At 37.9% G+C, this 13,173-nt stretch carries 15 protein-coding genes; all 15 read right to left on the reverse strand.

The features are described from left to right. Nucleotides 1-59: 59 nt before the first annotated feature. The 15 genes from AAGS61_RS08490 to AAGS61_RS08560 all read right to left on the reverse strand — a co-directional run bounded on the left by AAGS61_RS08490 (nucleotide 60) and on the right by AAGS61_RS08560 (nucleotide 13,172). A complete protein-coding gene (locus AAGS61_RS08490) occupies nucleotides 60-767 on the reverse strand; it encodes a peptidoglycan recognition protein family protein (RefSeq protein WP_391370077.1) in 708 nt (235 codons plus the stop codon). After that, a complete protein-coding gene (locus AAGS61_RS08495; protein WP_391370080.1) occupies nucleotides 764-1,195 on the reverse strand; it encodes a phage holin family protein in 432 nt (143 codons plus the stop codon). Before AAGS61_RS08495 ends, AAGS61_RS08490 begins: the two co-directional genes overlap by 4 nt. 101 nt (nucleotides 1,196-1,296) lie before the next feature. Further along, entirely contained in the window at nucleotides 1,297-1,485 is a 189-nt protein-coding gene (locus AAGS61_RS08500; RefSeq protein WP_391370082.1) for a hypothetical protein, read from the reverse strand. A 154-nt stretch (nucleotides 1,486-1,639) separates the two neighbouring features. Continuing rightward, entirely contained in the window at nucleotides 1,640-2,920 is a 1,281-nt protein-coding gene (locus AAGS61_RS08505) for a GLUG motif-containing protein (protein WP_391370085.1), read from the reverse strand. Further along, complete coding sequence (locus tag AAGS61_RS08510; protein ID WP_391370088.1) at nucleotides 2,913-5,270, reverse strand: phage tail protein; 2,358 nt, start codon at nucleotides 5,268-5,270, stop codon at nucleotides 2,913-2,915. The genes AAGS61_RS08505 and AAGS61_RS08510 overlap by 8 nt, the downstream gene beginning before the upstream one ends. Beyond that, nucleotides 5,267-5,671: a distal tail protein Dit gene (locus AAGS61_RS08515; RefSeq protein ID WP_391370091.1), complete on the reverse strand. Its 405-nt coding sequence runs from the start codon at nucleotides 5,669-5,671 to the stop codon at nucleotides 5,267-5,269. Before AAGS61_RS08515 ends, AAGS61_RS08510 begins: the two co-directional genes overlap by 4 nt. Next, nucleotides 5,668-9,186, reverse strand: a complete 3,519-nt coding sequence (locus AAGS61_RS08520) for a tape measure protein (protein ID WP_391370094.1) — start codon at nucleotides 9,184-9,186, stop codon at nucleotides 5,668-5,670. The genes AAGS61_RS08515 and AAGS61_RS08520 overlap by 4 nt, the downstream gene beginning before the upstream one ends. 244 nt (nucleotides 9,187-9,430) lie before the next feature. Continuing rightward, nucleotides 9,431-9,805: a hypothetical protein gene (locus AAGS61_RS08525; RefSeq protein ID WP_391370097.1), complete on the reverse strand. Its 375-nt coding sequence runs from the start codon at nucleotides 9,803-9,805 to the stop codon at nucleotides 9,431-9,433. A 3-nt stretch (nucleotides 9,806-9,808) separates the two neighbouring features. Further along, nucleotides 9,809-10,474 carry a major tail protein gene (locus AAGS61_RS08530; RefSeq protein WP_391370099.1) on the reverse strand — a complete coding sequence of 222 codons (666 nt, stop codon included), beginning with the start codon at nucleotides 10,472-10,474 and terminating at the stop codon, nucleotides 9,809-9,811. Next, nucleotides 10,471-10,785 carry a hypothetical protein gene (locus AAGS61_RS08535; RefSeq protein WP_391370102.1) on the reverse strand — a complete coding sequence of 105 codons (315 nt, stop codon included), beginning with the start codon at nucleotides 10,783-10,785 and terminating at the stop codon, nucleotides 10,471-10,473. Before AAGS61_RS08535 ends, AAGS61_RS08530 begins: the two co-directional genes overlap by 4 nt. After that, on the reverse strand, nucleotides 10,782-11,165 hold the full coding sequence (locus AAGS61_RS08540; protein ID WP_391370105.1) for an HK97 gp10 family phage protein: 384 nt from the start codon (nucleotides 11,163-11,165) through the stop codon (nucleotides 10,782-10,784). Before AAGS61_RS08540 ends, AAGS61_RS08535 begins: the two co-directional genes overlap by 4 nt. Further along, nucleotides 11,155-11,457: a phage head closure protein gene (locus tag AAGS61_RS08545; protein WP_391370108.1), complete on the reverse strand. Its 303-nt coding sequence runs from the start codon at nucleotides 11,455-11,457 to the stop codon at nucleotides 11,155-11,157. The genes AAGS61_RS08540 and AAGS61_RS08545 overlap by 11 nt, the downstream gene beginning before the upstream one ends. Continuing rightward, a complete protein-coding gene (locus AAGS61_RS08550; RefSeq protein ID WP_391370111.1) occupies nucleotides 11,450-11,719 on the reverse strand; it encodes a phage head-tail connector protein in 270 nt (89 codons plus the stop codon). The genes AAGS61_RS08545 and AAGS61_RS08550 overlap by 8 nt, the downstream gene beginning before the upstream one ends. After that, the gene (locus AAGS61_RS08555; RefSeq protein WP_391370114.1) at nucleotides 11,700-11,993 is read right to left on the reverse strand and encodes a Rho termination factor N-terminal domain-containing protein; all 294 of its coding nucleotides are present in this window, start codon (nucleotides 11,991-11,993) and stop codon (nucleotides 11,700-11,702) included. The genes AAGS61_RS08550 and AAGS61_RS08555 overlap by 20 nt, the downstream gene beginning before the upstream one ends. A gap of 12 nt (nucleotides 11,994-12,005) precedes the next feature. Next, complete coding sequence (locus AAGS61_RS08560; RefSeq protein WP_391370117.1) at nucleotides 12,006-13,172, reverse strand: phage major capsid protein; 1,167 nt, start codon at nucleotides 13,170-13,172, stop codon at nucleotides 12,006-12,008. Between the last annotated feature and the right edge of the window lies 1 nt (nucleotide 13,173).

The raw sequence follows: 13,173 nt of genomic DNA on the forward strand, positions 1-13,173 counted from the left end.
ATATATATGAATAAACACCTAAAGTCCGCTATCACTGGTGATAACGGGCTTGTACTTATTTATTCTACTTTACGAATGGCGTAAATTAATGCATAGCTTGCTAATTCATCGTCAGTGTAAAAATCGACTTTACTTGTGTGATCTGAAGTGAAAACACCTTCCTTATAAGCACCAGCAATTAGTTTCTTCAGTTTATCGCGATTTGAGTGCAACTCTTTTTGAGCAGTTACATTAAGAGTTAATTCTCCTGAAATTGCTACCTTTTTAGGATTCTTCAATTTATCTAATTCAACTTGAATTCGATTTTTAAAGGAATCCCAACGATCTTCCGCTAAAATTCGGTGTGGACAATATTTACCAGACCAATCTTTATGCTTCTTGATACGGTCAATTCCCCATCCGTACTGGTAAAGTAACTTCGCGATATATTGCACGGCATTTTCTTCAGCTTGTTTATAGCATTCGCCACCTGATTTACTGTAACAAATTTCAATACCAATTGACTTTCGGTTTCCTGTACCATTAGCACCATCACCGCAATGCCAAGCATTACGATTAAATGGGATGCACTGGATCACTTCTTTGTCATCGATGGCCACATGATAACTCACTTGGTCGTCATTTCGATTATGGTATGCAACCTCATTTGCTGCTGGAGCATCGTTTGCTGTGTTATGCACAGTAATAAATTGAGGCGTCATTGAATATGGACTTTTCAATTTGTGCTTGCTAGATGATAAAAATACTTGTTTAAATACGTAACTCATTTCGCTTCCTCCTCATTGAGACCGGCTTTATCACGTACAATTTTTAAAAGGTTTTTCACATATGGTGGCATTGGTGCACCCATTTTGACACCATTTTCAGTGATGGAAATAAACTCAATGGCGATGTAAGCGAACGCTGCACCGTCACCAATATGACCACCGAAAATATCGAAGTCCGTATAGTATAAAGCGACAAACTCAAGTACATAAATAGAACCAATTAGGATTAAAATGTACATTTTACGCGCAAAGCCATTTAGCCCAATTCGGCTATTGAGTTCGCGTTGAATACCTGCAGCAATCAATCCCGTTACATAATCCGCAAGCATAAAAAATAGGAGTGCTGTAACAGCAACCCCTACCCAATCAAACATATATGAGATGACAGCACCCGCAACCCCTGCTACTAATGCAATTTTATTCTCCATAAGACACCTTCCTTTTTTTCAATATAAAAGCCCTCCACATCGTGTGGAAGGCATACAAATTTGTCATTTTATTGTGTTTCTACTACGTAATATTTCATACATTATTTATCCTGATTTTTTTCACCTGGTATAAATTCTCCTCTGCACCAACGAAGGAAATTATTCGAATGATATGAGTATGTTCGACTAGCGCTAGGTTTTAATATACCTTCTTTTTCTTTTAGTTGAATAAGTTTTTGGTATTCATCCATTTTTTCGTTGAGCTTAGCTATAAATTCTTTATTCTCCACTTCTATCACCTTCCCTTTCTACCTTACATTCGATAAGAGAATGATAAATACCTTTCAAAAGTAAAATAACGCTAGCTACCGCTGTGTTTGCTCTGTTTGCATCCTTCAAAATCCCAAACGTTTAGCAATATAGTTAAGAATCGTTCTGAATAATTTAATTAACCACCGTAATACTGGTGAGAGGCATCGCTTCTAAATAGCCTATCGATTTACCGCCGAATAAATAAGGCAAAGAAGAACCTTCGTTGATTTTCCAAACATTGTTGAAATCCCAACCAGCAGCCTCGTAAGTTGATTTTTTTTGGATAAGTTCTTCATTATTGATTAGCTGACCTTGCATAATACCTGAGTTGGTGTATAGAGAGTAGCAATCTACCAAATCGAAAGTGCCCGTATTAATTTTATCATCATAATAACCTGTTTCTTCAAGATAAACAAAGTCATAAGTCGGATTTCCTTGTACGTACGAAAAGGCATTTTTAACTGTAACGTGTTCGTTCTCTAATGAACCAATAATAGCTCCACACCCATCAATGATCGTTGTTATTGTTCCTTCGAAGTAAACATTTTCAACGGTACATGCTTCACCAACCCAACAAATTAAACCACCACTATAACCTCTTTGAGGCAATGTATAATTATTCTTAATGCTACCTGTTCCAAAGGCATTTTTTACATTGGCTCTATAACAGAACCCGGTTAAACATGATACATTTCCATAATCTAATGCTTCTAAATTCGCATTTTCAACACTACAATGCTCTATTTCTACATATTCACCATAAGCAACTAAACCGCCTACATTCGAATCACTCACAACGCTAATATTCACAACTCTGCATTTTTCGAAACGATGCGTTAATACCTTATCTTCACCGCTCCAATCATACCAAGCGTCACCTAAGATCCCCCCCGTATCACATTCACAAGTAACGTTCATATCCCATACTTCGCAATTTTTGAATGTGATATTTCCGGCTCCCTCAGCATATGCCACTAAACCACCTATAGCCCACCCGCCAAAATTCAATGCTTCTATACCAAATACTTTGCAATTTTCTATTATAACATCTGTGCTATTCCCCATAAATCCAATCAGTGCAGATGCATATTCACATTCACCAACTATGACATTTTCCGTTGTGACATTTTTGATTATGGCATCTCCTGTAGCGCCAAATATTCCAGATGCGGATGGACCAGACACGGTATAATTTTTTATTTTATATACGTCACCGTCATAGCCACCATTAAAATAAATACCGTCTGCGTAAGAACCTATTGGAACATGAGATATACCAGACAAGTCAATATCTTTTGTTTGTTTGTAATATGCATCGAGGTTGTTACGTACAGCATCTAAATCCATAGCATCCTCAACTAAATAAGGATCTAATTCAGTTCCTGTACCGCCACCGAAAGTACCATTAGCCACCTTTTACCACCTCAACTTTCATGCAGACAACATGGGCATTCACTTTTCCCGTAGCTGTTGCATTCGTCGCTGTTAAATCTATTGTTTCGTATTTGCCCTCTGCATTTTTGATTGGTTTAGCTTTTATTGTTACATCTGTAGTTATTTCAGCATCGGACGTTAGCCCGGTTGTTATCGATTTAATCTCATCGTATGGCCCATTTTTCAATACAAGTTGCATTTGATCGGCTAAATTAACCGTACCAAATTCAAGATACAATTTTTCTTCGGTTATCGGTTCAGTAGTATCAATTTCGACTTTTGCCCCGAATGCAGCCAAAAATTTATTTTTAACATTAGTAGCGTTTATATTTGAGAATGGTTCTTCTGTGATTACGATAACGAAAGAGCGCGAACCTTCTAAAGTCGCTGGATATTTCCAAAGTTGAGCAGTAGCAGAATAATCAACCACTTTCATAGTGCCGTTTGAATGGTCAAATAACGTCAAATAACGATTTTTATATTCAGTTTTTAATTGAGCAAATAACCCTGTTAGCTGCTCGATGTTCGTGTATAAAGATGTTGCAATCACTTCTGTTATTTGACCTTTTATATAGCGAATAACGCCATCCGTTTCATTGCTGACAATATCCAACATATCAACATCGCCTACATTTAATTTAGTGAAAAAATCCGATGCAACATATACAGGTGGAGGCGCTTCGAATAATAAAAAAGTAGCACCGAACGCTTTATAGTAAGCATTTGGGCTACTTGTGCCATTCTTGATATTTTCCCACGGCTCATTGGATATAACCAAAATGACGCTATCTTGTACATTGTTTGGCACTTTAAATGACGCAAAGTTCGCAATCGGCATACTGTGTGTCGTATGTGTCCAATTTCCCTGACCATCGTTTTTACTGTGGATCAGCGTCACAAACCATTTTTTATATTCTTCTGCTGGTTTTACATTTAAACCTACGAGAAAATCTTCTACTTCTTTTTCAGCAACAGCAATTGGTGATTGAGATGGATTCGTAATATATTGAGCGATTACTTCTGTCGCATCGCTATTTTCTAACCCAATCACACTCACATCACCAACGGAAAACGTTTCAAAAAATGTTCTTGCGTCATCTGCAAATGTGACCTTAATGCCGATAGCATGTATTTCAGCGCCTTCCGCCAGTTTAGGGTTATCTAAATAGCTTTGTAACGGCTGTGGAGAGATAACTGCTACAATACTTTCTTCTTTATTCAGAACAACACTTGCAAGTTGTGTAGGAGAGGTAATTTCAGTGATGGTTGCGAGCTCGATACCGACATCGTTAACAGTGGTTCTCACAATGGAAAGTCTTTGCGAAGATGATTGTAATTCAACTACAATTCCTGTTAGCTGGTCTTTTAATGTGTTGTATGTGGTACTTACTTCTACACCTGTTGTGTATTTATCACTTAAATACTCAATCACATCTTTTGAAGCATCTGTAGATTTTTCTAGTAAATCGATACCGCCGATTTTGAATTGTTTAAATAAAGATTTAGTATCCTTTTCTTCTTTTTCATCCTTTTCTTCTGGCTTAAAATACTCCGTTAAGTCCCTGATATAATCCCCGACAGTTACAACTGGCAACTGGGGTTTAAATGGATTACTTTGAATGGATAAAATACGCTCTGTTGTATCAATGCCTAGCTCATTATCTACAATTTGAATTGTGTCTCCAATTTCAGCTTTGGAAAAATCCAACTCATAACCGTTTACTTCTGCTAGATCGACAAGATCCAATTCATATGCTGTCGTATTGTCTACATAGTCCATTTCTTCCGTTACACCAAGCAGATTTACACCTAACTCCACTTTTAAACCCTTGTTGCTACCTCTTTGCTGTACAAGAGAAATAGTAAAATTATCGAATACAAGCTCACCCCCAAAAAGGTTGGCTATATCAATTAAACGCTGCCTTACTTCTGTCGAAGAAGGCTTGTAATATTGGGAACCTGTCACTATACAAGGACCAAGTGCGAAGCGCGTTCCTGATAAAATAGAAGCTAGCATACCGTGTGCTGTATCTTCATACTCTTCTGTCATATCAATTTCATCGATTAACTCATATGACACGTGTTCACACTGAACAGTCAAAGAAATACTATCATTCCGCGCTTTTATTACTTTTGCAATTTGAAAGTACTGTTCACCTACTTCTATTAATACGTTATTATTTAACGAATTTTTAGCCATATAGTGCACTTCTAACTCAAATGTATAGCCTGCATTAATTTCTTCTGTTAGTGTAGGCTCATTGATGATATTGACCGTACCCGCAGGAGATAAAGTTTGTTTATCAACAAGATCAACTACATATGTCATGTTCCCACCACTTTCATAGTAGGCTTGCAATAAAATTCAATTATTACTTCACTTTTGGTTTTATCACGAAAATCACTAGCATTAATTTGTGTCATACAAATAGCCTCATAGTAATAACCTGGATCATCATCAAAGAATAACTGCGACCAGTTATCCGTGCCTAGCCATGTATCCCATATACGGCCAACCTCAAAAATAGAAATGCCCTGTGGAATATCCACAAGGCATGATAATGGTAATGTAAATGGGGAACGTGTTTTATCTGGGATTAAAATCACTTCATCGCTAGCAGGAACGGTAATCGTTGAGTGCTTACGTCCAGCGACCAGTACACGATCCGATTTAATTGCTTTAATATATTTACTTTTACTATGTGCTCCGTTAAATGTGAAGCCACTCATTGACTACGCCCTCCCCTTTGTTGTGATTTTGAATGATTATATATTTCACGCGAGTTATACTTTGCGGTAGTACGAGCCAACACCTTACCATCTACCGTTAAAGTGACAGGAATAACAATCTCTTGTGCACCACCTAGCATATTGGCAGTCTTGTCAGCCGTATTCACTTTGGCTCCTGTAGGCATTTCAACAAGCTCGGGTCCTTCCTCCCCTACAATGGCATAACCGCCTCGGAAATAGTCAGTACCTTTCGCTAACATAGGAATCTCCGGAATGTTAATGCCTTTCCCACCGAAAACAGGTACCCAATCAGGTACCTGCAGTTTGTTCAACCCTTTTATTAATTTGTTCACCATTTCGATGATGAAATTAATCGGTGCCTTAATGAATGAAGCAATTGCTCTAAAAATTTCACGTATTTTTTCAGGCAAAGATTGAAATGCCGAAAGAATTAAATCGGCGACTTTTTTAAATGAACTAGAAACAAATGAAACGATAGCACCAATGATTGACTTAAAGATATTAAAAATTCCCGAAAATAAATCTTTAAAAAATTTAGTAAGAGGCTTCCACACTTTAGTTAAAACAGCAACAATGGCAATTAACGCACCAATTGCCGCAACAACCCAACCGATAGGTGTTACAAGAGCACCAAATGTTACACCTGCTGCACCCATGACGGATGTAACCGCTGTAACAATGGGCGCAATGGCTGCTAAACCACCAACTAAAATTCCCACAGTAGTTATTAAAGCCAGAATCATTCCAGCAATCTCAGGATTTTTAGAGACCCAACCGGCAAAAGCTTTAATGATTTCAGCGATTATATTTAATAACGGCCCTAGCGCGATTACTAAATCGCCAGCTGCTTTCTTTAATTGATACAAACCACTATTTTCACCTAACTGATTTGCTAATTCGATAGCATCGATTTGACCGTTTTCGAACATGCGTAAAGCTTCTTCTGCACCTAGAATAGATTGAACAATTTTATCACCTTGGTCTTCCCACATAGTACCAAAAATTTCAACACCCAATGCATTTTTCAATGTGGCATTATCAATAGAATCTAACCAACGCGTCATATCTTCAAAGGCTTTTGTACCTTCTTTGCCACCTTTAGCAATTGCAACTCCCCAACCTTCTAACTGCTTAAATATAGCTTGTACCGCTGCGCTATCTGGTGGATTTTTTGCCAGTTCTATTTTTTCATCATTCATCGCTTTAAATGATGCAAGTTCCGCATTGTGGGCTTCCTGTACTGCCGATAATTCATTGCTTAAACGTTCATTCAATAATTCTTGACGCTCAGCCTGTTCTTCTCGTAAAGTTTGCAGTTTGTTGGCTTGCAATTCTTTCAAAGAAGATAATTCAGCACTGTTGCTTTCTTTAATTGCTTTCAATCTTTCTGCATTGGATTTTGCTAACGCTTCTTTTTCGGCCTGTTGGCGATCTATTAAAATCTGTTTTTCGATATCCGATTGCTCTTTCGCTTTTGCCTTTCGCTCATCGATTTCGGTTTTTAATGCATCTTTTTGGTTATCTGCTGCTTCTTTTACTGCGTCTTGTTGTTCTTTTAACGCATCAATCTGTGCTTTACGTTGCTCACGTATCGCTTCAATCCTTAACTTTTCTTCAAAATCTTGCAAAGCCTTTTGCGCTTCTGCACGCTCTTTATTTGTCTTTGCAGTCTGAATCTTACGTGTCAATTCAGCGCGTTTTTCAGCATCTTCTCTTTGCTTTATCGCCTTGTCTTCAGCTTCAGTACGAGCATTCAGCGCATCAATTTGAGCGTCGATGGATTTCAGCTGGTTGTAGCGCTCCTCATCGATTAATTTAAGTTTTTCAATATACTCTTTATCAATTAAAGCTATCTTTTCGTTAGATGCTTTCTCAAAGGCTCTCAATTCAGCGTCAAGAGCTTTATCTAGTTCACTTTTTTGCTTTTCTAATGTTTCAGCAACAGCTTCATATTCTTGCTCTAATGATTTAGCTTTAGCTTCGTATTGTTTATCATAAGCTTTTTGAGCAATATCGTAATCAGCATCTAAGGCTTTAGAAAATTCCTTTTTCTGTTTTTCATGTGATTTAGAAATAGCATCATATCTTTTCTCCAATGAACGACTTAAAGCATTTTCTTGTTTTGAAAATGACTCTTGCATCGCGTTAATTTGCTCATCAGAAGCCTTTTTTACATTGCCAACTGCCTGTCTAACTGCATCTTTCATTCCATCTGAAATACCCATACCCATTTCAGATGCACGAATACGCCCTTCCTTCAGCCCGTCTAATAAATTGTCAATATTCCAAGTACCTGTTAAAACAGCAGATGCCATAATACCTTTTATTTGTTCAGCCTCGTAGCCAGCTCTACGAAGTTGGCTTCCATATTCACTTATAATATCAAGCTGTTCCGGTGGGAAATTGATTCGCAATAAATCATTCACCAGATTTAACGCTTCCTCATCAGCAATCCCAAGCTCTTTACCAATTTCATTTGTTTCTTGAACGAGCTCAACAAAATCAATGCCCGCATAAGCCTTACTAATTGCCGCTGCACCTTTTACTACAGAAGCATTCATCTCATCTGAGGCATCTTTATTTAAAGACCACTGTCTACGCAAGCCCTCAAGTGCAGCTTCCCCATCCACACCAAATGCTTCAACCTCTTTGAGTGTATCTTTAACGAACGCTTTAGAAGATTCAGGAACATTAAATGTAACATCAATCTTCGCATTTAGATCACTAAGATTTAATGATTGCCCAATTACATCTGCTAATCCTAAGCCTGCACCTATCCCCATTGCCAAGTTACCTAGTTGATTTCCTAACTCTTCAACGTTTCTACTAGCATCATTTGCACTTTCACCCAGTCGATTTAATTCCGTTCGGATTTCATCAATAGATGAACCACTATCCAAACGACTTAACGCTTTTCTAACTTCATTGACGTCTGCTTCTGCACTAATAGCCGATTTAGCAATTTTATTAAACGCATCATCTAATTGACTGGCGCTTGCACGACCTTCTTTGATAGCATTTACTAAGTTGTTGCCCAGTGCATCTGCAAAATCATCAATAGATGTGCCTGTGACCGAAAATAAACGTTCTAAATTTCTAGTATTGGCAGCAAAATTATCTTGATAATCTTGCACCGATTGCATTTGGCTCTTAAGGGAATTCAATTTACTTTCTGTCGTTTCAAGCTCCCGAATAAATTCACGATAGGAACTAGCATCAATTTCACCCGCTGCAAACTGCCTTTCTACTTCGACTTGCGCTTGCTTTAATGCATCAAAACGTCTTTGAGTATTTTGCACTGCTTCTTGTAAAACTTCGAATTTTTGCGCCAGTAACGTTGTATTTCCCTCGTCAAATTTCAGTGCTCGATTAATCTGGCTAAGCTCTTTCGTGGTTTTACCGCTCGCTTTGTCAATTTCCCCAAGTGCCTTTTTTAAAGGACTGGAGTCACCATCAAGTTCAATGGTAATCCCCTGTATTTTCTTTCTGGACATTTACTCACATCCTTTACATACGAAAAAAGCACCCACAAATGTGAGTGCTATCCGAAAAATTTATCAATGTCTGCTTGTGTTGCATTACGGGCAACTTCTTTTTTATTAGGATTGTGTAATTCTAAATAAACATCTATATAATCTATACAGTCACCATAAGACATCTCGTCTAAATCAGCATTCGTCAATTTACACTTATAGCACAGTGCGAGAAATTCTTCAGTGGACGGTAAATCATCCTCTGTTACTTCACTCCCGCCTGTGCTACCTGCTTTTTTTGACCATCTAATAGAATTGTCAACATGCCAATAACTTCTGGGTATATTTCACGAAATGGTATTGCCGTAAAACTATCTTCCCATTCCATCGGGCCAGGAATTGTTGAATCTGCTTTTTTTGCAAATACCCATAGTAAATCTGAAAAGACTTCAAAATCAATGGCAGCTATTGCTTCATCACTCATGATTAACTCGCCATCTACAAGATATTTTTCAAGTTTTTTCATTTTAAAAACGTCTTTGATTAAATCACGGCGAAATTGAAGCTTGTACATTCGGACGCATCCAGCTGTAACTTTTAAACGGATCTTCTGATTATCAATAGTTACTGTCTTCTCCATGTATTATCCTCCCTCGACAGTCGTTGGTTTTTCGTGTACGGATGTATACCAACCGTTAAAGATAGTTTCTGATACTGTAGTAGTCGTATTTGCCTTAATAAGATTATTGTAAGGATGGGGGCGACTCTGGAATGTAAGAGATGATGTTTGTGGTTCAACTGTTGAACCTGCTTTCGTTTGCGATGCAATGGTCGGACGCGTAGCTGTGCAATAGTAAAGTACATATCGTCGCGCCTTCACATCACCATTAATTTCAAATAGTAGCGCAAATTTTTCACCCTTCGCATCGGCTGATTCATACATAACCCCTTCAATTAATTCTTCTCCTAAAATATCAATTGAAAAGCTTTGAGGAACATCAGCAATTTCGATTTCGCCATCATACCCGTTATTGATTTCTGCAGACCAGTACGTAATATCATCTGCTGGAAACTCCACAATTTCACCATTTGGGCTAATAGATAAAGATACACCTCCGGGAATAGGTACAGGTTTCGCATAAGTGATGATAGTACCACTATCGGTTGCTTTGGCATAGTGAACATTTTTCAAGCCAAATTTCACTTTATTTTGGGCTGTTGCAAAGAATTGTAAATCCAATTCTTTTATTAATTTCACAGGATTAAAGACTTCTAAATTCATGACATTAATAGGTAATGATTTTGTCATAGTAAACTCACCTCAAATGTAGTTTTATAAACTTTTTCTTCTTTTATATAAACCCGCGACCAATCGTAATAAAGATTCGCCGCTGTTAATACATCTTTCAATTGCTTTTCAAGTTGATCGTCTACAATTTCTGTATATAGCTCGATATCTATATTGGTAACTTCGTGATACACCACATCATCGGCACCAAAATTATCCGAATCCGTATCAAGATAAATTAAAAAAGGTGGCGCTGTATACTCTTCAAAGCTGTGATAAGCTAAAGGAATATTTAAATTCTCTAGCTCTGTTACCAATTCAGTAACTTTCAACTTCGCACCACCTCCATTACATCATTAATGTATTTCCTTACAACTGTCCTTTCTACTGGTTCAATATGTGGAATGGCTTCAACTCGACCACCACCAACTTTTGCATGCCCTTTTTCGAGAAGATGAGTTAATTGATAATCTGTTGCATTGTGTACTCTCCAAACACCATTGATTTTAGTAGCTCGCCACCCTTTTCGATAATCTCCGGTTAGCTCTGGTCCGCTTCTTTTTAACATTCTCACAGCTTGTTTTGCACATTCTCCCGCTATCAAATCGATTTCTTCAGCTATCTCTTCTCTGTAATCCTCCAATGCATTCACTATCTCACTAGCTAATGAATTTACATTTATAGCCCCTCTGATTCGACTTCTACGAGCCACCTACACGCACCTCACAATACAATTCAATATTTTCGCCTTTCTCATAAACGCGATAAATAGAATAAAATACGTCGTTATAAATCAGCTCGGTTTCTTCTTCATAATCAATCAAGCGAATGATAAAACAATGGCGTGCCTTGATACCTGCTTGTGCAGCTTGCATAAATTCCATTTGAGCAATACTGCGTTTATTGGCAAAGACTTCTCGCTTTTCTTCATCAACACGCCTTTTTTGTTTGCGTGTATCTTCTTGAAAAATAGGTTTAACGAGTGTCACGATATCCTTAAACATGACGGGTATACTCACCACTCAATGCAAGCTGTGTTTTCAAATGATTATAGCGAACAGCAAATTTTTCACTCTCAGCATTTTCTAAGCCAAAATTAGACCGCGCATATAAAATAACGGCTTGGATAATTAACGGATCTGTTTCACTTAAATTAGAAATGCCGCCATCACCTAAATCAGCAATGGCAGCATCGATTAAATCTTGTATTTCATTATCAAAAGCAATACTTGTTATACGTAAAGCTCTACGAATTCTTGCTAGCATTTCCACCACCTACTTCAGCAACTCTAATCGCTTCTACTAGCTCGTCACGTTCCATTTTCGTATAGCCACTAATATTAAGTTCTTTTGCTCTCGCTTTAAGGTCCGTCAACGTTAGCTCTTTTTCCTTTTTTTCCGCAAGGCTAGCATGAATGAATCCTTTTTTCGCTAAAAAAGAAACACGCTCATTGTCATCCGACTTGAACGTGCTTCCGGGGTTATAGCCTTTTCCTGAAACTTTATCGATAAATGCTTTTAATACCCGATACCCTGCCATTAGTATTCCTCCTTAAACTGTATCTGCTTTCTTCACACGTAAGAATCCATTTTGAGCTACTACGTTACCTCCAACAAATACAGATCCACGGTGAGCAATCATACCTTGCTTAAATTTATAGTCCGTTGAACGTTGGATATCCGTTGGTGAGAATGTAACTAACTCATAATTAGATAACGGACCATAAGCCATTGAATAAGCACCTGTAGCCGTATCTGCTTTTGAAATCGCTGCACAAGCACTATTAATAATGAAAGGTACTCCATCAATAGTTCCTGTATTTCCGCTTGCCTTTACATCGTAAACCTTTTCTCCATTTTCTTTTCGAAGAGTAGCAAAAGCCTTTAAATCTAGTTTATTAAGAATTAATACGGCTGTATCTTCAACATCTTCGTCGCCACCATAGGCGAAAATGATATTGTCTAATGTATTTTCATCAATAGTAGCAATACTTAAATCTGTATCCGCATTAATAGCAGTTGCTGCAGTGGAAAAGATACCAGCTAAGCGCCCTGTAGTACCATCACCGATTAAAATTTCACGAGTGATTTTTCGACGTAATGCCTTATTAGTTCCAGTTACAATTACACCGCTATAGTTGGCAGCTGGAAGCTTCTTCACTTCCTCTGTTTCCTCACTGTAAGCTGTAATTTTTGTTTTATTAATCATGGCATAACCAAATTCAGTTTCAGCAGTTACATAGTCTGCTCCTTCAGCAATATAATCCCCTGTGCCATGCCCTCTTTCATAAGAACGTGCAAAGGACTCTCCACCCTCTAAAGGGGTATGTTTAACACGGTCAATTAGAGTAGATACCTGATTGAACGTACTATTAATCTCTTTACCAGTATGCTTCGGTAATACTAGATTGCTACTAGCAACCGTTACCGCGCGATTTTCAAGTAAATCTAGGCCACGCTTTTCCGCTTCCTTTTCTTCCGTATTTTCTGCTTGCTCTGGTGTATTAAAAGTAGCAATTGTACGTGTCTCAGCAGTAGCACCTTCCCCGCTTAGCTCTGTAGCTTGTTGCATAAGTTGCTGGCGCTTTTCGAAATCAGCAATTTTATCATTAATCTCTCGAAGTTCTTGTTCAAGTTCATCTAAATTTACATCTGTATCACCCGCAAGTAACTCACGAATTTCAGCTTTACGTTTTAATAATTTTTCCATTGGATTCATT

The sequence above is a fragment of the Lysinibacillus sp. KU-BSD001 genome (assembly GCF_042920265.1).
Taxonomy (GTDB): Bacteria; Bacillota; Bacilli; order Bacillales_A; family Planococcaceae; genus Lysinibacillus_B.